Source organism: Enterococcus sp. MMGLQ5-1 (genome assembly GCF_013155265.1).
Taxonomy (GTDB): domain Bacteria; phylum Bacillota; class Bacilli; order Lactobacillales; family Streptococcaceae; genus MMGLQ5-1.
In genome coordinates, this window is sequence record NZ_JABJXU010000002.1 from 141,658 (window position 1) to 163,945 (window position 22,288).

Here is a 22,288-nt window from a genome sequence, read left to right on the forward strand (position 1 = left end):
TTATAATTTGGGAGGCAAAGGTTCGTGGATAATAAGCCATTATATGATATACAGGATAGACCGCATGGGCTACTGTGGTTTGGGTTAAGTTTTCAGCATTTATTTGCTATGTTTGGGGCAACGGTTTTAGTACCTATCTTGGTAGGGATTGATCCAAGTGTCGCCTTAATTTCATCTGGGCTTGGGACACTCGCTCACTTATCAATTACAAAATTTAAAATCCCCGCTTATATGGGCTCAAGCTTCGCCTATATCTTGGCAATGCAGACCTTACTTAAAAACGAAGGTTATGGCGCAGTCGCACAGGGTGCCATCACGAGTGGTTTGGTTTATCTGATTGTCGCATTAATTGTTAAAAAGAGTGGTACAGCTTGGATTGATAAAATCTTACCACCTGTGGTAGTAGGTCCGATTATTATGGTAATTGGTTTAAGCTTAGCGGGCACGGCAGTTAGTGATGCAATGAATGTTAATGGTGCTTATTCCTTAACAAGTGTCATTATTGCTTTAGTTACTGTACTCAGTATTGTTATTTTCAATATGTATGGCAAGGGCTTTATTTCACTGATTCCAATTTTACTGGGGATTGTGTTTGGTTATTTATTTGCGCTGATCTATGGCGCAGTCACAGGTGAAGCAGTTGTGCACCTTGAGACGGTTGCCAATGCCAATTGGTTGAGAATGCCAAGCTTTGAAATTATGTTTGCAATGTATGATTTTAAATTTTATCCAAGTGCAATTCTAACGATGGCACCAATTGCCTTAGTCACAATGACTGAGCATTTCGGGCATTTAATGGTTCTAAATACCCTTACTAAGCGTAATTTCTTCAAAGATCCCGGCTTAGATCGTACCTTAACTGGTGATGGCGTAGCTCAGATTATTGCAGGCTTTATCGGTGGACCTCCTGTGACAAGCTATGGTGAAAATATCGGTGTAATGGCAATCACCAAGGTACATAGTGTTTGGGTAATCGCAGGTGCAGCAGGGCTTGCAATTATTCTAAGCTTTGTTGGTAAAATTGCCGCTTTAATTGAATCAATCCCGACTGCAGTGATTGGTGGTGTCTCAATTGTCTTGTTTGGTGTCATTGCATCTAGCGGTTTAAAAATTCTTATTGAAAACAAGGTCGATTTTGATAGTAAACGTAACTTATTAATTGCTTCAATTATCTTAGTAGCTGGTATTGGTAATTTGACTCTTAAAATTCCAGGACTTGAAATTACAGGTGTTGCATTTTCAACCTTCCTTGGTATTATCTTAAATTTAGCCTTACCTAAAGAGAAAGGATAAATGCTATGAATCAGAATGAGCGCATTAGTTTAAAGCATTTTGTAACAGTTGAATCGCTAACAGATGCTGAAATTTTAGGCTTGATTAAAAGAGGTGAAGCCTTTAAAAAGGGTACGGCAAGATTTAGTCCAGAAAAGCCAGAGTATTTTGTTTCAAATTTGTTTTTTGAAAATAGTACAAGAACTAAGAATAGCTTCGTTGTTGCAGAAAAAAGAATGAATTTAAAGGTCATTGATTTTGATGCTGGGCATTCCTCCATTCAAAAAGGCGAGACACTCTATGATACAATTTTGACCCTATCAGCTCTGGGAACTGACGTGTGCGTCATTCGACATAGTGAAGAAAATTATTATCACGAACTCATTCAAAGCAAAACAATTCAGTCATCAATTGTTAATGGCGGAGATGGTAGCGGTCAGCATCCATCACAGTGCCTACTTGATTTAATGACAATTTATGAGGAATTTAAGCATTTTGAAAATTTAAAGATTGCAATTATCGGCGATATTACACATTCACGAGTAGCCAAAAGTAATATGCAAATGTTAAAAAGGCTAGGTGCTGATATCTATTTTTCCGGTCCGCCCGAATGGTATGATGATAGCTTTAACGTCTATGGACAATATTTAGAAATTGATGAATTAATTCCCAAGATGGATGTTGTGATGCTACTTCGTGTCCAGCATGAAAGACACGATGGGCAGGAAAGCTTTTCAAAAGTAGAATATCATCAAAAATATGGCTTGACGCTTGAAAGAGAGCGTCAGATGAAGGAAAAAGCAATTATCATGCATCCAGCGCCAGTTAATCGCGGCGTGGAGATCGCAGATTCCCTCGTTGAAGGTTTAAAATCACGTATTACAACGCAAATGACGAATGGCGTTTTTGTTAGAATGGCAATTTTAGAAGCAGTATTGAATGGCAAATCTTAGATTAGTAACAATTTATAGTATGACTGCGACTTGTTATGGGAGGAAAAATGAGCGAAAGACTCTTAATATTAGAAGATGGTACAATTTTCAAAGGCAAGGGCTTCGGCGCTGATGTCGATGTTTTTGGTGAAATTGTATTTAATACAGGAATGACTGGCTATCAAGAATCAATTACTGACCAAAGCTACAATGGGCAGATTTTAACCTTTACCTATCCATTAATTGGTAATTATGGTATTAATCGTGATGATTATGAATCAATTGCACCAACTACTAAAGGCGTTGTCGTTCATGAGGTTGCGCGCCTTTCTAGTAACTGGCGAAATCAATTAAGCCTCGATGAATTTTTAAGCCGCAAGGGTATTCCGGGGATTCAAGGGATAGACACTCGTAAATTAACAAAAATTATTAGAACAAACGGTACAATGAAAGCATCGATTGTGAGTAGTGCTGATAGCGTGACCCATGTTCAGGATCAATTAAGAGCTACTGTTTTACCGACTAATCAGGTTGCACAGGTTTCAACAAAAACACCATATCCATCACCGGGAGTTGGTCGTAACGTCGTGGTAATAGACTTTGGCTTAAAGCACTCGATTTTGCGTGAGCTTTCAAAAAGGGAATGTAATTTAACAGTCATGCCTTATCATACAACAGCACAAGAAATCATTGATTTAAATCCAGATGGCGTAATGCTGACCAATGGACCGGGTAATCCAACAGATGTACCTGAAGCAATTGAAATGATTCGAGGCATTCAGGGTAAGTTCCCGATTTTCGGTATCTGCTTGGGACATCAATTATTCGCTTTAGCGAATGGCGCCAAAACTTATAAAATGAAATTCGGCCATCGAGGCTTTAATCATGCAGTACGTGAAATTGCAACTGGACGAATTGATTTTACCTCACAAAATCATGGCTTTGCAGTCGATGAAGAATCAATTGATCATAAAAAATTACTAGTTACACACGTTGAGGTAAACGACGGTACGGTTGAAGGGGTTAGACATCGTAAGTTTCCAGCCTTTACAGTTCAATATCACCCAGATGCAGCACCTGGACCGCATGATGCGGCTCACCTATTTGACGAATTTATGGAAATGATGGATGCATTTAAAGCGACGAAGAAGGGGTTGGAATAATGCCTAAAAGAAAAGACATTCATAAAATTATGGTTATCGGCTCGGGACCAATTATTATTGGCCAAGCAGCAGAATTTGACTACGCTGGTACACAGGCCTGTCTCGCATTAAAAGAAGAGGGCTATGAGGTGGTGCTTGTAAATAGTAATCCAGCAACCATTATGACTGATAAGGAAATTGCTGACCAAGTATATATTGAGCCAATTACGCTTGAATTTGTTTCACGTATTTTGCGCAAGGAACGTCCAGATGCTATTTTACCAACGCTTGGTGGTCAAACAGGCTTAAATATGGCCATTGATTTATCAAAATCTGGTATTTTAGATGAATTAAACATTGAACTACTTGGAACTAAATTGTCTGCGATTGATCAAGCCGAGGACCGTGATTTATTCAAGCAATTAATGGAGCAGCTAGATCAACCAATTCCAGAATCTGAAATAGTCAATACAGTAGAGCAAGCGATTGCCTTTGCCGATACAATCGGTTATCCAGTGATTGTTCGCCCTGCCTTCACCCTAGGTGGTACTGGTGGTGGTATGTGTGATAATGAAGAAGAATTGAAAATTATTGCAGAAAATGGTTTGAAATTATCGCCAGCTACCCAATGTTTAATTGAAAAATCAATTGCTGGCTTTAAAGAAATTGAGTACGAAGTGATGCGTGATTCAAACGACAACGCAATCGTGGTTTGTAACATGGAAAACTTTGATCCTGTCGGTATCCATACTGGTGATTCAATTGTGTTTGCGCCAAGTCAAACCTTGTCGGACTACGAGTACCAAATGCTACGGGATGCCTCATTAAAAATTATCCGTGCCTTAAAAATTGAAGGCGGCTGTAATGTTCAGCTTGCCCTTGATCCAGATAGCTTCAATTATTACGTTATTGAGGTGAACCCACGGGTATCACGCTCATCGGCATTGGCTTCTAAAGCCACTGGCTATCCAATTGCCAAGCTTGCTGCAAAAATTGCTGTTGGTTTAACATTGGATGAAATGAAAAACCCGGTTACTAATTCAACCTATGCGCAATTTGAGCCAGCACTTGATTATGTTGTTGCTAAAATCCCACGCTGGCCCTTTGATAAATTTGAAAAAGGCGATCGTCGTCTTGGTACTCAAATGAAGGCAACTGGTGAAGTGATGGCAATTGGTCGAAATATTGAAGAAAGCCTGCTAAAAGCTGTTCGCTCATTAGAAATCGGTGTTTGTCACAGTGAAATGCCTGAGCTTTCAGAAGTAACGGATGATTTATTAGTGGAAAAAATGGTTAAGGCACAGGACGATCGTTTATTCTACCTAACAGAAGCAATTAAGCGTGGGTTTTCAATTCATGAATTACATGATTTGACTAAAATAGACTTATTCTTCCTTGATAAGCTGTTTCATTTATATGAAATTGAGGTTGCCTTGGCACAAAATATCGGTGATTTATCAAAGCTTAAGGAAGCCAAAATCAATGGCTTTGCTGATCAAAAAATCGCTCAAATCTGGCAAAAATCAATTGACGAAATCCGTCAGCTACGGATTGAAAATCAAATTATACCTGTCTATAAAATGGTAGATACTTGTGCAGCCGAGTTTGAATCTGCGACACCTTATTTCTATTCAAGTTATGAAACTGAACAGGAATCACAACGGACTGAGAAGCCCTCTGTTTTAGTGCTGGGCTCTGGACCAATTCGGATCGGTCAGGGTGTTGAGTTTGACTATGCAACCGTTCATTCTGTTAAAGCTATTCAGGCTGCTGGTTACGAAGCAATCATCATGAATTCTAATCCTGAAACAGTTTCAACTGATTTCTCGATTTCAGATAAGCTCTATTTTGAACCGTTGACTATTGAGGATGTTTTGAACGTTATTGATTTAGAGCAGCCGGTTGGTGTAGTCGTACAGTTTGGTGGACAAACTGCAATTAACCTTGCTGAGCCATTAACTAAAGCCGGTGTGAAAATTTTAGGTACTCAAATTGAAGATTTAGACCGCGCTGAAAGTCGTGATTTATTTGAAGCAGCATTGAAAGCATTAGATATTCCTCAGCCACCGGGTGATACAGCGGTTTCTGAAGCAGAAGCAGTTGCCATTGCCAATCAAATTGGTTATCCAGTTTTAGTAAGACCTTCATACGTTTTAGGTGGTCGTGCGATGGAAATTGTTAGCAATCAGACCGACTTAGAAAACTATATGAGAACTGCCGTTAAGGCTTCGCCAGATCATCCAGTTTTAGTAGACCGTTACCTTGTTGGTAAGGAGTGCGAAGTAGACGCCATTTGTGATGGTAAAACAGTGCTAATTCCCGGCATAATGGAGCATATTGAGAGAGCCGGTGTCCATTCAGGTGACTCAATGGCAGTGTATCCACCACAGACCTTATCTAAAGAGATTCAAGAGACAATTGAGGACTATACAAAGCGTTTAGCAATCGGCTTAAACTGCTTAGGGATGATGAATATTCAATTTGTAATTCATCAAGATAAAGTGTATGTCATTGAGGTTAATCCTAGAGCCTCAAGAACAGTGCCGTTTTTAAGCAAGGTTACTGGTATCCCAATGGCTCAGGTTGCGACAAAAGCAATCTTAGGAACTAAGCTAGAGGAATTAGGCTATGAGGATGGCCTTTACCATGAATCAAATCAAGTTCACGTGAAAGCACCTGTCTTTTCATTCACCAAGCTTCAAAAGGTCGATACATATTTAGGACCAGAAATGAAATCAACTGGTGAGGTAATGGGCAGTGACATTACCTTAGAAAAAGCACTTTATAAGGCCTTTGAAGCTTCTGGGTTACATTTACCAAGCTTTGGCGCAATTTTATTCACAGTGGCCGATGAAACTAAGCTTGAAAGCCTTGAGCTTGCGAAGCGCTTTGATGCAATTGGCTATTCATTACTCGCAACAGCTGGTACCGCAAAATACTTTGAAGCGGCAGGTCTAAGAGTTCAACGCGTTTCAAAGGTAACTGAAACCAATGAGAATATTATTGATTTAATTCGTTCTGGTAGAATACAGGCCGTTGTCAATACCATGGATAATAAGCGTGATTTAACAAATCAGGATAGCTTCACCATTCGTCGTGAAGCGGTAGAGCATGGTGTACCTTTATTTACGGCCTTAGACACTGCAAATGCAATCTTGAAGGTACTTGAAAGTCAATCCTTCAGTACAATTTCAATCTAATTATATTTTTTAAGTAAGTAACCTAATAGACAAGCTCTGAGCTAATATCAGGCTTGTCTATAACTATATTTAATAATATGAGAGCCGTTAGAAGTCTATTTTAATGAGTTGCGAGCTGTCATAAATTGATTCAATATTTAAAAGGGGTTCAAGATGAATTTACAAGGTAAATTAACAATTTTAGCTCAAACTGAGCTTGCATTCAATATTTTTGAAATGACCCTGACTGGAAAGCTGGTTCAGCAAATGAGAAAGCCGGGTCAATTTTTAAATATTAAAATTCCTAGCTCAGCTTTACTTTTGCGTAGACCAATTAGTCTTCATGAAATTAATATTGAGCTCAATCAGTGTAAAATTATTTATCGGATTGAAGGTGCTGGGACAAAACAGCTGTCTGAACTAAAAGCTGGAAATGAAATTGATGTCATCGGTCCTTTGGGGAATGGTTTTGATATTGAGGCAGTAAGGACAAAGGAAAAAATTTTAATCATTGGTGGTGGGATTGGAACCCCTCCAATGTACCAATTAGCCAAGGCATTAAAATTAAAGGATGCTGAGCTAACAACTGTGCTAGGCTTTGCCAGTCAAAACGTAATGTTCCATCTTGATAAGTTTGCCGAACTTGGTTCATTATTTGTTACAACAGACGATGGTAGCTTTGGGACAGCAGGGCATGCTGGTGTTGTAATAGAACAGCTCTTATTGGAGCAGCACTTTGATGCAGTCTACGCATGTGGCGCGCCAGGTATGCTTCACATGGTTAATGAGCGCTTCAGAAATCATCCCCGAGCTTATTTATCAATGGAAGCAAGAATGGCCTGTGGGATTGGTGCTTGTTATGCCTGTGTTTGCCATATTGATGGTGATAGCACTCAAACAAAATCAGTCAAGGTTTGTGACCAAGGACCGATTTTTAAAACAGGAAAGGTGGTAATTTAATGAATCGCTTAGCTGTAAAATTACCCGGTCTAGATTTAAAAAATCCTGTGATGCCAGCAAGTGGATGCTTTGGCTTTGGTGAGGCGTATGCAAAATTCTATGATTTGAATCAACTGGGTGCAATTATTATCAAAGCAGCGACACCCAAAGCACGCTTTGGAAATCCAACACCAAGAGTTGCTGAAACACCAAGTGGTATGCTAAATGCGATTGGCTTGCAAAATCCGGGTATCGATGTGATTTTAGAAGAAAAGCTACCCTTTTTAGAGCAGTTTGAAACACCAGTAATTGCCAATGTTGCTGGTGCATCGGTTGAAGACTACGTTGAGGTTTGTCAAAAAATTGGACAAGCAGACATTATTAAGGCAATTGAATTAAATATTTCATGTCCTAATGTTAAGCATGGTGGACAAGCATTTGGGACAGATCCTATGGTGGCTAAGGAGCTGACGTCAGCATGTAAGTCAGTAACCGACTTGCCAATCTATGTTAAATTATCACCAAATGTAACCGATATTGTACCAATTGCTCAAGCAATTGAAGCGGGTGGTGCAGATGGGTTTTCAATGATAAATACTTTAATGGGTGTTCGCTTTGATTTGAAAACTAGAAAACCCATTTTAGCAAATGTAACTGGTGGCTTATCAGGACCTGCAATTAAACCAGTTGCGCTTAAATTAATCCACCAGGTTGCCCAAATTTCCGACCTACCCATTATTGGAATGGGGGGAATCACAAGCGCAGCTGATGTTTTAGAGTTTTTCATAGCAGGTGCTAGCGCCGTAGCGGTCGGTACTTATAATTTTACTGAACCACTTGCCTGTCCTAATATTATCAATGATTTATTAGCTGAAATGGACAAATACGGTGTCTTAACCTTAGAGGCGCTTCGAGACGAGATTCGTGCAGCAAAATAATTAAAGCTATCATAAAATTTAAGGAGAAAAAATGACTGATTATGCAAAAGCGATTGCCAAAGATTTATTAGAAATTGAGGCGGTCTTTTTATCACCAAAAGCACCATTTACATGGGCAAGTGGCATTAAAAGCCCAATCTATACGGATAACCGAATTACAATTAGCTATCCAAAAGTTAGAAAACAAATTGCACAAGGTTTTGCTGAAGCGATAAAAGCAGAATTTCCGGATGTCGAAGTGATTGCAGGCGCAGCTACAGGTGGTGTGCCGCATGCGGCTTGGGTTGCGGACTTACTTGATTTACCAATGGTTTATATTCGTTCAAAGGCCAAAGATCACGGTAAAGGTAATCAAATAGAAGGACGCATTAAGCCCGGTCAAAAAATGGTAATTATTGAAGACTTAATTTCTACAGGTGGCTCCGTGATTGCAACTGCACAAGCAGCCCAACGAGAAGGGGCAGTGGTTTTAGGTGTTGCAGCTATTTTCACCTATGAATTAGCAAAGGGGCAAGCAAATTTTGAAAAGGCAGAGGTTCCATTTATCACTTTATCTAATTACTCTACCTTAATTGAGATTGCTAAAGAGAGCGGCTATGTTGATGCAGAGGAGCTAGAATTACTTAAACGCTTCAAGGCTGACCAAGCAAATTGGCAACAAGCTTAAGCAATTTTATAAAAATTATAGATTCATTATTTTATTTTTATGAATAAACCATGCTAAACTAACATTAGTGTTTTAAATTTTAAATGGTATACTTATAGGAGAAAATAATGAATGAAATATATGATATTACAGTAATCGGCGGCGGACCTGTCGGTATTTATGCCGCTTATTATGGGCGTTTAAGATCAGCAAGTGTTAAATTAATTGAAAGTCTAGGTGCTCTTGGTGGGCAAGTAGCCGCCTTTTATCCAGAAAAATTTATCCATGATTTACCAGGCTTCAAAAAAATTAAGGCGAGCGATTTTATTAATGATTTAGTTGAACAAATGAATGATAAAGCGCCAGCTGTCTGCTTGAATGAGACAGTCGAAGCCTATTATAAGCTGGAAAATAATATCTTTGAGATTGTTACTAATAAGGGGAAGCACTATTCAAAATCTATAATCCTCGCAATTGGTAAAGGGGCGTTTGAGCCAAGAAGGTTGGAATTACCTGATTCTACCAGCTATGAAGGGCGCAGCCTGAGATATTATGTTAATGATATAAAAGCGCTAACCAATCAAAATGTTGTAATCTTAGGTGGCGGTAATTCAGCAGTTGACTGGGCATTGATGCTTGAAGAAATTGCAAGCTCAGTTAGTCTAATCCATCGTCGTGATAAATTTAGGGCACATGAGTCTTCGTTGGAGCGTTTATTTGCCTCATCGGTCAAGCTGTATACTCCTTACCAAATCAGTCAATTAATTGGTACTGACGGACAATTAAATGAGGTTGAAATTCAAAATACTAAGTCAAAGGCTCACGAAACAATTGCTCTTGACCAGCTAATCGTTAATTACGGCTTCTTATCTGATCTTGGACCAATTGATCAGTGGGGACTAGATTTGACCAAACGTAAAAAAGTAAAGGTTAATCCAGATATGATGAGCTCGGTTTCTGGTATCTTCGCTTTGGGAGATGCTTGTGATTATGATGGTAAATTGGATTTTATCATTACCGGCTTTGGTGATGTACCAATGACAGTTAATAATGCATTACAGCACGCTTATCCTGAAGAAAAGATTGTCGCAAAGCATTTTAGTGCGAGTGAATAGATTTTATTATTAGCAGAAAGTAGGAAAATGATGCAACTAATCAAAAATGGTCGAGTGATTGATCCTAAAAATAATCGTGATGAGATTTGCGATATTCTCATTGATGGTCAAAAAATAACTGCAATTGGTCAAAATTTAGCTGCTCCTAAAGCGGATATTATTGATGCTGATGGACTAATTATCGCCCCAGGATTAGTTGATATCCACGTTCATTTTAGAGAGCCGGGACAAACGCATAAAGAGACAATTCATACAGGTAGCCTATCAGCAGCTCATGGCGGCTTTACGCGTGTCGTGATGATGGCGAATACCAGTCCAATAATTGATAACAGTGAAACACTCGAATTTGTTTTAAATGAAGCCAAAAAACAAGCCATTCATGTTCATTCAGTCGCTTCAATCTCTAAAAACTTTGACGGTGAAAGCTTGACTGATATGACTAATTTACTAAAGCAAGGTGCTGTTGGCTTTAGTGATGATGGCGTCCCCTTGACCAACGCTGGTTTTGTTAGAGAGGCAATGCTTCAAGCAGAAGCTCTAGGGACAGTTTTAAGCTTACATGAGGAAGATCCTTCCCTAATTGATAATCTAGGGATTAATGAGGGCGCTGTTGCGCATGAATGTGGTATCCATGGTGCGCCCGGTATTTCTGAAAGCTCAATGGTGGCAAGAGATGTTTTGTTAGCAGCAGAAACAGGTGCAAAAATTCACTTTCAACACTTAAGTCATCATTATTCAGTAGATGTCATCCAATTTGGTAAGGGCTTGAGTGCTAATATCACTGCCGAAGCAACACCACAGCACTTTTCTTTAACTGAAGCTGAAATTCTAACTAAAGGGACCAATGCCAAATTAAACCCACCCTTAAGAACTGAAGCAGATCGTCAAAAGGTTATTGAAGGCTTAAAAAATGGTGTGATTGACGTGATTGCAACAGATCATGCGCCACACCATCAGGATGAGAAAAATCAAGCAATAACTAAGGCGCCCAGTGGTATGACTGGTCTGGAAACAGCGTTATCATTAGGCTTAAAGTATTTGGTGGAGCCGGGTTATCTCAGTTTAATTGAGCTGATTCATAAAATGAGTACACGTCCGGCTGAAATTTATCAGTTTGAGGAGGCTGGAAGCATAGAGGTGGGTAGTCTGGCAGATTTAGTGATTTTTGACTTAGAAGAACGCGTTGTCAGTAATCATTTTGCCTCAAAGTCGGCGAACAGCCCTTTTATCGGTGAAAAATTACTTGGTAATGTTAGATATACAATTTGCGAGGGCAAAATTGTATACGAAAATAAGATTGAATCTGCGTAATTTTTTAAGTCTAAAGCAGGTCGTTTAATCTGCACCACTGAGCTTATAAGCTAATAGGTCATTAGTATCTAGCGACTGATATCAAAATTTCAGCATTTTAAGGAGGTCTACTTGAATATTCAACAAATGAAATATGTGATGGCGATTGCTAATAATGGCAGCTTCCGTGAAGCTGCAAAAAAGCTTTTTATTGCCCAACCAAGTCTTTCCCATGCGATTAAGGAATTAGAAAATGAAATCGGTCAAAAATTATTTGATCGAAATAAACGTGGTGCGGTTTTAACAGCTGAGGGTATTGAGTTTTATGAAAAAGCACAAATTATTTTAAATAATTTTCAGGACTTAGAGGATAAATATTTAAAAGAAGAAATAGATGAGGCGCATTTTTCTTTAGCTTCACAGCACTATGATTTTTTAGCGCCAATTATTACTGACTTGATGATTAAGTTTCCAAGCTTTTCAGAGTTTAGAATCTTTGAAAATACAACCTTAAAAATTTTAGAAGAAGTAGAGCATTATCGCAGTGAGATTGGCATTATTTACCTGAATGCCACTAATGCACCCGGCATTTTAAGGATGATTGAAAAAAGCAAGCTTGATTATGAGGTGATTACGCGTTTCCAAACGCACGTATTCTTGGGTAATCATCATCCACTAGCGTATCACAAAGAAATTTCAATTGATGACCTAAAAGGACTACCACAGGTTCGTTTTACTCAGGAATCTAATCAATATCTTTATTATTCTGAAGATTTAGTAGACACTGAGGATGAAGAAAAGGTCATTTATACTACCGACCGGGCAACACTAAATGGTATTTTAGAGCGAACAAATGCCTATGCTTCTGGTAGTGGCTTAATTGATCAGCATTCTAGACATCAAATAGTGGTAGTACCACTAAAAGATAGTGATATGAATGAGCTTGTATTGTTAAAGCACAAAAATAAGAAGCTTTCAGAGATTGCTGAAAATTTTGTAACACTGCTAAAGCACTATTTTGAAAATGGTAAATTTTAAGGCTGGAGTCAATATTTAGAATATAAAAAAAAGCTTGATATCAAGCTTTTTTTTATATTCTAAAACTTTATTAACGGATTTGTAAGCTTTCAATCAATTTAATATCTGGTGTTACAAAAATTGTTTTTTGACCACGATAGGTCACAAAGCCTGGTTTTGCACCTGTCGGCTTGTTTAATTTTCGGACCTCAATCACGTCAACAGGTACTAAATTACTTTGCCTGAATTTTGAGTAATATGCGGCAATTACACCAGCTTCGGTAATTGTTGTATCTGATGGATTGTGAGCTTGGATAATGACATGACTCCCAGGGATATCCTTAGCATGCAACCAAATATCTGTTTTTTTAGCCTTTCTAAAGCTCAATTCATCGTTTTGAATGTTATTTTTACCAACTAAAATTGTATCGCCATCACTGGAAATAAATTTCATTGGTTTTGCTTTTTCTTGTTTTCGCCGTTTACCCTTTTCTTTAATTAGGCCAACACTTACTAATTCCTCACGAATAATAGCAACTTGATCAGGTGTAGCATTGGCTAACAATGTTTCAATTGATTCTAAATACTCAATATCAAGCTTAGCTAAATGCATTTGCTCATTAAGGTATTTAATTGATGCCTTTAGCTTCTGATATTTTTGAAAATATTTTTGGGCGTTTTGACTTGGTGTTTTATCTATTGCCAGTGGGATGGTTAAATAGTCATTCGTATAATAATTAAAAACTTTATACTGGTTACTTCCCTTTGGAATCTCATGGAGGTACGTTGTTAACAATTCTCCTTTTTGTCTAAAATCCTCAGCATTTTCTGTTTCAACAATTTCAAATTTTAATATTTTTAATTTTTTCCGATTTTTTTCAAGCTCATTGGTGATTTTTTTAATTAGCTGATGAGCAAGCTGTTGTGTTCGATCCTTCCTAGCCTTTTCTTGATAATAATAATCTAATAACAAGCTGAGGCTTTTAAAAGTCTTTTTAAAGTCTTTTAAAAGTTCTAACTGCTGATATGAAAACGGGCTAAAATAAACCTTATCAGGCGTTTCGTAATAAGATGCCTCAAGGCTTGTATTAAAAAAAGCATGCCATTTTTTTATTTTTTCTTCCGAAGCCATTAAGTGAACTAGCTCTTCAGCTGTTTCTTTACCAATGCCTTGAAAGGTTTGTTGAAAAAATAATCTTGAGAGCTCATCTGTCGTCTTTAGTAATTCAAATAATTTAACTTCAGTAATTGTATAAGGATTATACTGATTTCGGCTTGGTGGTGCAATGTAGCTAGCGCCGGGTAGGAGCGTTCTAAAACTATTCTGGGAGATACCAATATGCTTGATAGCTTCTATGATTTTACATGTCTTTTTGTTAATTAAGATAATATTGGAATGCTTTCCCATAATTTCAATGATTAATTGGAGGCTAATTGCATCGCCAATCTCGTCTTTTTGCTTAAAATCAAATTTCAAGATGCGATCGTTTTCAAACTGTTCAATAGCTATGATTTCAGCATTTGCTAGATATTTTCTGAGTAGCATTACAAAATTAGTCGGTTGATTTGGGTTTTCAAACGCTTCTGTTGTTAGCTGTACTCGACTAAAGCTAGGGTGTGCTGAAAGTAATAAACGGTGATTTTGCCTTTCATTCCGAATTGTTAATACTAGTTCATTATCAAAGGGCTGATGGATTTTTTGTACTCTACCACCAATTAAAATATGATTTAATTCCTTTGTCATTGCGTGTAAAAAAACGCCATCGAATGCCATTTTCGCCTCCTGTAACCAGTTAATTATTTTAAAAGCCTAATAATTATATCATAAGCCTTGTTGTTATTTTCTTCAATCCTTTTATATGACCTAATTAAATTAAATATATTTCTTGATTTTATGGTATTATTCATCAAATATTTATAATAATTAATAATTCTTTTTGACAATTGTCGCATCTTTTCGGCTTTAATCTCTATTATTTTTAAGGTATACTAGAGGCTAGTAGAATGAGGTGATATTTTGAATCGAAAAAAATTGGTGATTGGTACTTGTATCCTTATTGCAATAATTTCAGCTTTTACATTTTCAAGAGTAAGAAATCATATCCGTTCAGAGCAAACTGCTAGCGTTAGAATTTCAACCTTTAATAGCAAACAAATCGAAAATATTAATTATCGGCAGGTTGATCAGCTGGTTGATGATAAGGTTGCTGCCATGGTTGTTTTTCTTAAACCCAATAGCGCAGCAGGCAAGGATTTTTTAAATTTTTTTCAAGCATCCAATGAAATTAAGTCATTAAAACAAAAGGTTTATCTTTATCAAATGTTTTATACTGATAAAAATTTAAAGGAGAGCTATCAGCTGCCTGATAATCAGGTGAGTATCATTTTCTTTGAAAATGGAGAAGTCAGTCAGCACAAGGATTTTCAGCAGCTGCCAAGTGACTTAACCGCTTTCGTAAATCAGATAAATACTTTATCCATTAACAAATAACTAATTAGTAGGAGTAATCAACAATATGAAAAACAAAAAAATTATTTGGGTAATTATTGCAATTATTGTTATTGTTGCAGGTATGGCGATTTGGGGTAATCAGTCTAAAAATAATGATCAAGCCAGTAATCAAGAAAAAACAGTCGGTGTTTTACAGTATGTCACACATCCGGCATTAGATGAAATTTATAAGGGTGTTCAAGCAGGCCTTAAAAATAAGGGCTACACCGAAGGAGAGAATTTAAAAATTGTCTTCCAAAACGGACAGGCTGACCAATCGAAGCTCCAAACAATGTCTGAGGAGCTCATCAATAAGAAATCTGATGTTTTAATTGGTATTGCAACACCGGCAGCTCAAAGCCTAGCAAATGCAACCTCTGATATACCCGTAGTTTTAGGAGCAGTCACTGATCCAGTTGGCGCTAAATTAGTCGATAATGAAAATAAGCCTGGTGGAAACGTAACTGGGGTTAGCGATAAAACACCAGCAGCTGGACAGATTGACTTAATTAGCAAGCTATTACCTGATGCTAAGGTGATTGGGGCATTGTATTCTTCAGGTGAGGATAATTCAAAATATGAAATTGAGCAATTAAAAAAAGTAGCAATAGAAAAGGGCTTTACCGTAAAGGATTACGCAGTGCCCTCTACAAATGAAATTAATTCAACAGTATCCTCGATGGTCAATGATGTTGACGTTATCTACATTCCAGTAGACAATACAATTGCCTCGGCAATGCAGACAGTGGTTAATGTCGCAAACCAAAGCAAGACGCCAATTATTCCATCTGTCAATACGATGGTTGAGCAAGGCGGCTTAGCTGCGGTCGGTATCGACCAGTATGAGCTTGGTGTAAAGACAGGCGAAATGGCTGCTGAAATTTTAGATGGTAAGGCAGTTAAAGATTTACCTGTCTATTCATTTAAAACGGGTGATATTTATATCAATGAAAAGCAGGCAGAGCTGCTTGGTATCTCAATTCCTGATGAATTAAAAAAAGAAGCAAAAGAAATTTATAATAATTAATTTTTACATAATATAAAATATGTAAAAATAATAGGTATACTAAAAGTAGTCGAAGGGCTACTTTTTTTAAGAAAAATGATAAACAATAAGGAGTTCAAATGATACTTTCTTCTGTCGCTCAAGGTCTACTATGGGCAGTATTAGGGCTAGGTATATTTACCACCTTTAGAATTTTAAATTTTCCAGATATGACAACTGAGGGTAGCTTTCCTTTAGGTGGCGCTGTTGCGGTAACTGCAATTACACACGGCTTTAGTCCATTTATTGCAACAATATTCGGTGTTCTAGCGGGAATGGGAGCTGGTCTGATTACTGGTTTACTTTACACCAAGGGGAAAATTCCGACACTTTTGTCTGGTATTCTGATGATGACTGCTTGTAATTCAATTATGCTATTTGTAATGGGACGGGCTAATTTAAGCTTGCTTGGTCAACCAAAGCTTCAGGAAAGCTTAGCTTTTATTGATAATCCTAATTTACAAGCAATTATTTTGGGGCTCATTGCTCTAGTAATTGTGATTGGACTACTTTTTTGGTTTTTCAAAACTGATTTAGGACAAAGCTATATTGCTACTGGAGATAATAAAATAATGGCTAAGTCATTTGGTATTAATACAGACCATATGGAGCTTTTAGGACTCGTTTTATCGAATGGAGTGATTGCGCTTTCTGGTGCATTAATTGCTCAGAATGATGGCTATGCGGATATTACCAAGGGAGTAGGTGTTATTGTAATCGGTCTGGCTGCCATTATTATTGCAGAGGTATTTTTTGCAGAGGTAACAATGTTTGAACGCCTACTTACAATTGTAATTGGAAGCATTATTTATCAGCTTTTAATTTTATTAGTAATTAAGGCTGGATTGAATTCTAACTATTTAAAAATGTTTAGTGCAATTATTCTAGCGTTATGTTTAATGTTTCCAGAAATACGGAAAAAATTCTTGACGAGAGGTGTAAAATGACTGAGCCAATTGTAAAGCTGAATCAGGTAAGTAAGAAAATTATTAATGGAATTAGTGAAGAAAAAATTATACTTAAACCAACTGATTTAAAAGTACATTCTGGAGATTTTATTACAATCATCGGTGGAAATGGTGCAGGCAAAAGTACACTCTTTAATTTAATTTCGGGTAGCCTAACCGCAACTACTGGTCAGCTCTTTTTAAAAAATCAAAACATTACTCAGCTTTCCGAGGAGAAGCGGGCAAGGTATATTAGTCATGTTTTTCAGGATCCTAAAATGGGGACTGCACCAAGAATGACTGTCCTTGAAAATTTACAGATTGCTGCGAAGCGTGGTGAAAAAAGACATTTATCAATTTCAAATTCTGAACAAATTAAAACACAGTTTCAAAAGTTGGCGGTAGAAATTGGGAACGGTCTGGAAAGCCACCTTAACGATCCTGCTGGTGATTTATCAGGTGGTCAAAGGCAAGCGCTCAGCCTGCTGATGACTACAATCAAGCAGCCTGATTTATTATTATTAGATGAGCATACTGCGGCATTGGATCCCAAAACAAGTGTTTCATTAATGCAGCTGACAGATAAACTAGTAAAACAGTTCGGTCTGACAGCACTTATGATTACCCATCATATGGAGGATGCCTTAAAATATGGGAACCGTTTACTCGTAATGAAAAATGGTGAAATCATTGAGGATTTGGACGAGCAAGCAAAATCAAACCTAACATTGGATCAGGCATTAAGTTATTTTAAATAGTAAATTGGCTTTAAAATTTTCAAAACCAAATGCGTAAATCTTTTGATTTAAGTGTTTGGTTTTTTACATAAAATAAATTATGTAAATTTTCTATCGCTATTTACATTTTGTTAATCTTTAATTTAAATTATGTAAAATATTACATTTTGAAAAATATTTATGCTATATTTATATATAAGCAATATAATAAATCTACTACCTAAGGAGATGTGAGATGACGGAGAAAATAAGAAGCACAGAGATTCCGCCGGAGGTTCTTGAAACCAATTTAGAGCGTGGATTAGACAGTAAAACTGCTGAGACAAGATTAGCACAGTACGGCAAAAATCAATTTGCCGAGCCCCCAAAAGATTCCATAATTAAGAAATTCTTCCATAGTTTAACCGACTTTACCACGATGATTTTAATTGTTGCGGCAATTATTTCTTTCTATAATTCAATTGTTAGTCACCACGGTGATTATTTTGAAGGCATTCTAATTATTTCAATCGTAATTATCAATTCCGTTTTAGCTATTGTTCAAGAAGGTAATGCTGAAAAATCTTTAGCCGCCCTACAGGATATGAATAAGCAGCTTGCAAAGGTGATTCGTGATGGCAGCACAATTGAAATAGATGCTGAATTGATTGTTCCTGGTGATATTCTTGTCTTGGAAACAGGCGCTTCAATTAGTGCTGACGGCTTAATTAAGCAGTCAAATCAGCTAAAGGCTGACGAGGCCTCCTTAACTGGCGAAAGTGAGCCAGTTGAAAAATCAATCGATTATCAATTTCAGGCTGGTGATGGACTAGGTGACCAGCTGAATCGTGTTTACAAGGGCAGTACAATCACAAACGGACGTGGCTTAGCGGTTGTGACAGCTACCGGAATGGCAACCGAGATGGGAAAGATTGCTGATTTATTATCCAATAATCGACCAGGACGAACTCCATTACAAATTAGATTGTCTCAATTAGGGAAACGAATTAGTGTGATTGCCTTAGTCGCAGCGGCAATCGTTTTCGCAATTGGTCAAGCACAGGGCGAGCCAACCTTAGAAATGTTTATGACAGCGGTTTCGCTTGCTGTTGCAGCTGTTCCGGAAACCTTAATGGTGATTGTTACACTAACCTTAGCTCATGGTGTTCAGCAAATGGCTAAAAGAAATGCGATTATCCGTCAATTACCAGCAGTTGAAACACTTGGTACAGCCAGTGTTATTTGTTCAGATAAGACTGGAACCCTGACCCAAAACAAGATGACTGTTCGCCGTGTTTGGACACATGGTGATGAGGTTGTTGACACCGAGGAGAGTATGACTGAAGAGGCAATGGAAGTACTCAAAATGGGTGCAATTTGTAGCAATGTGGTCGTAGATAGCGAAAATAAGGATACTGTTTATAGTGGTAATCCAACTGAAATTGCAATTGTCCGTGCTGTTGAGGAAAATTATCATACAAAAGCTGAGCTAGATGAACAATTTCCAAGAGTGACTGAATTACCTTTTGATTCCTCGCGAAAAATGATGACAACGGTTCATCAAGCGAATGGCAAATATTTGTCAGTTACCAAAGGGGCTTTTGATGTCCTGTTACCATTGTTCCATTCAGGAGATATCGAACAAGCATCAATTGTTAATAATCGCTTTGGAAAAAAAGCATTGCGAGTGATTGCGGTAGGCTATCGTGTTTTTGAAGCTTTACCTGAAGATTTATCATCAGAAAACTTAGAAAAAGATTTGCGGTTGCTTGGTTTAATCGGTATGATTGATCCACCAAGAGTTGAAAGTAAAGGGGCAATTAAGCGAGCACGTAAGGCTGGTATTAAAACAGTGATGATTACTGGTGATCATGTTGTGACTGCAAGCGCAATTGCTAGAGAACTCGGAATTTTAAATCATGCAGACGAGGCATTAAGCGGGGCAGAGCTTGCTAAATTATCCGATCAAGAATTGGATCAGCAGGTTAAAAAACTCTCAGTCTATGCGAGAGTGACACCTGAGGATAAAATTAGAATTGTGCAGTCATGGCAAAGAACAGGTGCTGTTGTTGCCATGACCGGTGATGGTGTCAATGATGCCCCTGCCCTAAAGGCCAGTGATGTTGGCTGTGCAATGGGAATAACTGGTACAGATGTGGCTAAGAGCGCTGCCGATATTGTTTTAACTGATGATAATTTTGCAACAATTGTTGATACGGTTGCTAGGGGTCGTGCGGTTTATCGTAATATCAGAAAAGCCATTAATTTCTTACTTAGCTGTAATATTTCAGAAATTTTTATCGTGCTATTGGCTATGATTTTCAATTGGGGTGCACCATTTACCGCCGTTCAATTATTATTTGTTAATGTGGTTGCCGATGGGCTACCCGGCTTTGCGCTGGGACATGAGCCGGCTGAAAAGGGAATTATGGATGAGCCGCCAATTCCGAAAAATGAAGGGGTCTTTGCTCGAGGCTTATGGCAAGCAATTGGTTTAAATGCTTTAATTTTCACCATCGTTACGCTGTTTGCTTATTATCTAGGCGCCTTTGTTGATTCAATGAGCCCTTGGATTAATGCTAGCCCTGAGGTTGGTCAAACAGTAGCTTTCCTAGTGCTTGCCTATTCGTCGATTCTTCATGTGTTTAATGTCAGAAGCTCTAAATCAATCTTTAAAGTACCTTTGTCTACTAATAAATCATTATTTGAAATGGCTGTTCTAGCAATTCTTATCACAACAGCAGTGGCTTTATTTCCAATCACACAGGATTTATTTAGTTTAGTTCGAATTAGTTTAAATCATTGGCTATTGGCTATTGTTTTATCAATTGTGCCAGTTTTTGTTAATGAAATGATTAAATTCCATAAAAATCCTGCTGAATCAATTAAGGAAACCGAAATCTAAAATAAAAACAATTAGCAGCATTAGCTTAGTGTTGCTGATTGTTTTTCTGCTTTAGGCGCTATTAATCATCCTCTATTCATCTTTCCGAAAAACTATAATTTTCTTGAAAATTAAGAGCCGTTATAGTAAAATAGATTTGAGGTGAATTAAATGAAACGTGAACGACTGCTCTATCACATCGAGCAACTTAAAAAAGAAATGCCCTGGTTTGTCCTAGAATATTATCAATCTAAATCCGCGGTACCATATAGCCTGAATACATTGTATGAATATTTAAAGGAATATCAACGTTTTTTCCTCTGGTTAATTGATTCAGATATTGCCAATCAGGTTGAAAAAACTTCTGAGATATCGCTAGCTTTGCTAGAGCATCTATCAAAAAAAAATCTGGAGGCTTATGTTCTTTATTTACGCGAACGACCAGTGTTAAATTCAAATGATCATAAATTTGGAATCAGCCAAACAACGATTAACCGTACCTTATCAGCACTTTCTTCTTTATACAAGTATTTAACCGAGGAGGTTGAAAATGAGCATGGTGAGCCCTACTTCTATCGCAATGTCATGAAAAAAGTAGCAACTAAAAAGCAAAAGGAGACCTTAGCTAATCGTGCAGAGAATATCAAGCAAAAACTCTTTTTGGGTGATGAGACAGCAGAATTTTTAGCTTTCATTGAAAATGAATATCCAAAAAAGCTTTCAGTACGCGCAGCAACCTTTTTTAATAAAAATAAGGCACGTGATTTAGCAATCGTGGCACTACTTCTTGCCAGCGGTATTCGACTTTCTGAGGCTGTCAATGCTGATATTAAGGATTTAAATTTAAAAACAATGCGTATTGAGATTACGCGAAAGGGTGGCAAGCGTGACACAGTCAATATCGCAGGCTTTGCTGAACCCCATCTTAAGACTTATCTAGCCGAAAGGCAGAGTCGCTATCATGCAGATAAAAAGGATACGGCACTGTTTCTAACCGACTACAAAGGTCAAGCCAATCGAATGGACGGTTCAAGCATTGAAAAAATGGTCGCTAAATACTCTGAACAGTTTAAGGTCAGAGTAACACCTCACAAGCTAAGGCATACATTGGCAACGCGCTTATATGCAGCGACCAATTCACAGGTTCTAGTTAGTCATCAATTAGGTCATGCTTCGACACAGGTGACTGATTTATATACGCATATTGTCGACGATGAACAGAAAAATGCCTTAGATAAGCTTTAACTTATTTTTTACATAATTTTAATTATGTAAAACTAAAATATTAACTTTTTTTACATAAAATTAAAACGAGAGGACTAATCTACTTTTAACTCAAATCAATTTTTGAGTTAAATGATTAATTCTCTCGTTTTTAAGCCTTTAATCCTGCTGATTTAATTTTTTCAGCATTTCATCAATCTTACTACCATATTGAACACTTTCATCTCTTTCAAAATGAATATCAGGTATTTTATAGACCTTCAAGCGTGCGCCTAGCTCTCGTTTAATCAAGCCGGTAGCTTTGTCTAGTCCTGCCTGTGTTTTATCTGCATCACTTGCTAAATCAGATAGAATACTATAGTAAACAGTAGCCTGTGATAAATCACCAGTAACACGAACATCTGTTACTGTTACGCCTGAGGTACGTGGATCACGCACACGTTTATTCAAGATATCATTAATTTCACGCATTAATTCGGTCGCAAGCTTCCGATCACGAAATTGTGCCATT

The 22,288-nt window shown here is 37.6% G+C and carries 18 protein-coding genes; 16 read left to right on the plus strand and 2 right to left on the minus strand.

Features of this window, described 5'->3' with window-relative positions; genetic code table 11:
- Positions 1-24 precede the first annotated feature (24 nt).
- The 10 genes from HOY35_RS03640 to HOY35_RS03685 all read left to right on the plus strand — a co-directional run bounded on the left by HOY35_RS03640 (position 25) and on the right by HOY35_RS03685 (position 12,491).
- Complete coding sequence (locus HOY35_RS03640) at positions 25-1,293, plus strand: solute carrier family 23 protein (protein WP_172210755.1); 1,269 nt, start codon at positions 25-27, stop codon at positions 1,291-1,293.
- 5 nt (positions 1,294-1,298) lie between these two features.
- Complete coding sequence (locus HOY35_RS03645; protein WP_172210753.1) at positions 1,299-2,225, plus strand: aspartate carbamoyltransferase catalytic subunit; 927 nt, start codon at positions 1,299-1,301, stop codon at positions 2,223-2,225.
- Positions 2,226-2,272: 47 nt separating this feature from the next.
- Complete coding sequence (locus HOY35_RS03650; protein ID WP_172210751.1) at positions 2,273-3,367, plus strand: carbamoyl phosphate synthase small subunit; 1,095 nt, start codon at positions 2,273-2,275, stop codon at positions 3,365-3,367.
- Positions 3,367-6,546 carry a carbamoyl-phosphate synthase large subunit gene (gene carB, locus HOY35_RS03655; protein WP_172210749.1) on the plus strand — a complete coding sequence of 1,060 codons (3,180 nt, stop codon included), beginning with the start codon at positions 3,367-3,369 and terminating at the stop codon, positions 6,544-6,546. Before HOY35_RS03650 ends, carB begins: the two co-directional genes overlap by 1 nt.
- Before the next feature lie 153 nt (positions 6,547-6,699).
- The gene (locus HOY35_RS03660) at positions 6,700-7,485 is read left to right on the plus strand and encodes a dihydroorotate dehydrogenase electron transfer subunit (protein WP_172210739.1); all 786 of its coding nucleotides are present in this window, start codon (positions 6,700-6,702) and stop codon (positions 7,483-7,485) included.
- Positions 7,485-8,402 carry a dihydroorotate dehydrogenase gene (locus HOY35_RS03665; RefSeq protein WP_172210737.1) on the plus strand — a complete coding sequence of 306 codons (918 nt, stop codon included), beginning with the start codon at positions 7,485-7,487 and terminating at the stop codon, positions 8,400-8,402. Before HOY35_RS03660 ends, HOY35_RS03665 begins: the two co-directional genes overlap by 1 nt.
- 31 nt (positions 8,403-8,433) lie before the next feature.
- Positions 8,434-9,069, plus strand: coding sequence for an orotate phosphoribosyltransferase (gene pyrE / locus HOY35_RS03670; RefSeq protein WP_172210735.1), 636 nt, complete (start codon positions 8,434-8,436; stop codon positions 9,067-9,069).
- 107 nt (positions 9,070-9,176) lie between these two features.
- Positions 9,177-10,163 carry an NAD(P)/FAD-dependent oxidoreductase gene (locus HOY35_RS03675; protein ID WP_172210733.1) on the plus strand — a complete coding sequence of 329 codons (987 nt, stop codon included), beginning with the start codon at positions 9,177-9,179 and terminating at the stop codon, positions 10,161-10,163.
- A gap of 30 nt (positions 10,164-10,193) precedes the next feature.
- Positions 10,194-11,474 carry a dihydroorotase gene (locus HOY35_RS03680; RefSeq protein WP_172211019.1) on the plus strand — a complete coding sequence of 427 codons (1,281 nt, stop codon included), beginning with the start codon at positions 10,194-10,196 and terminating at the stop codon, positions 11,472-11,474.
- Positions 11,475-11,585: 111 nt separating this feature from the next.
- Entirely contained in the window at positions 11,586-12,491 is a 906-nt protein-coding gene (locus HOY35_RS03685) for a LysR family transcriptional regulator (RefSeq protein ID WP_172210731.1), read from the plus strand.
- A 70-nt stretch (positions 12,492-12,561) separates the two neighbouring features.
- On the opposite strand, the gene HOY35_RS03690 is transcribed toward HOY35_RS03685, so the two are convergent.
- Complete coding sequence (locus HOY35_RS03690; RefSeq protein ID WP_172210729.1) at positions 12,562-14,244, minus strand: NFACT RNA binding domain-containing protein; 1,683 nt, start codon at positions 14,242-14,244, stop codon at positions 12,562-12,564.
- 243 nt (positions 14,245-14,487) lie between these two features.
- Between HOY35_RS03690 and HOY35_RS03695 the strand changes: the two genes are divergently transcribed.
- The 6 genes from HOY35_RS03695 to xerS all read left to right on the plus strand — a co-directional run bounded on the left by HOY35_RS03695 (position 14,488) and on the right by xerS (position 21,798).
- Positions 14,488-14,961 carry a hypothetical protein gene (locus HOY35_RS03695; protein ID WP_172210727.1) on the plus strand — a complete coding sequence of 158 codons (474 nt, stop codon included), beginning with the start codon at positions 14,488-14,490 and terminating at the stop codon, positions 14,959-14,961.
- Between the two features lie 25 nt (positions 14,962-14,986).
- Positions 14,987-15,988: a tryptophan ABC transporter substrate-binding protein gene (trpX, locus tag HOY35_RS03700; RefSeq protein ID WP_172210725.1), complete on the plus strand. Its 1,002-nt coding sequence runs from the start codon at positions 14,987-14,989 to the stop codon at positions 15,986-15,988.
- 98 nt (positions 15,989-16,086) lie between these two features.
- Positions 16,087-16,953, plus strand: coding sequence for an ABC transporter permease (locus HOY35_RS03705; RefSeq protein ID WP_172210723.1), 867 nt, complete (start codon positions 16,087-16,089; stop codon positions 16,951-16,953).
- Positions 16,950-17,711, plus strand: a complete 762-nt coding sequence (locus HOY35_RS03710; protein WP_172210721.1) for an ABC transporter ATP-binding protein — start codon at positions 16,950-16,952, stop codon at positions 17,709-17,711. Before HOY35_RS03705 ends, HOY35_RS03710 begins: the two co-directional genes overlap by 4 nt.
- A 214-nt stretch (positions 17,712-17,925) precedes the next feature.
- Positions 17,926-20,574 carry a calcium-translocating P-type ATPase, PMCA-type gene (locus HOY35_RS03715; protein WP_172210712.1) on the plus strand — a complete coding sequence of 883 codons (2,649 nt, stop codon included), beginning with the start codon at positions 17,926-17,928 and terminating at the stop codon, positions 20,572-20,574.
- 150 nt (positions 20,575-20,724) lie between these two features.
- Complete coding sequence (xerS, locus tag HOY35_RS03720) at positions 20,725-21,798, plus strand: tyrosine recombinase XerS (RefSeq protein WP_172210704.1); 1,074 nt, start codon at positions 20,725-20,727, stop codon at positions 21,796-21,798.
- 138 nt (positions 21,799-21,936) lie between these two features.
- Here xerS and rbfA read toward each other — a convergent pair whose 3' ends face one another.
- Positions 21,937-22,287 carry a 30S ribosome-binding factor RbfA gene (gene rbfA, locus HOY35_RS03725; protein WP_172210699.1) on the minus strand — a complete coding sequence of 117 codons (351 nt, stop codon included), beginning with the start codon at positions 22,285-22,287 and terminating at the stop codon, positions 21,937-21,939.
- Position 22,288: the final 1 nt, after the last annotated feature.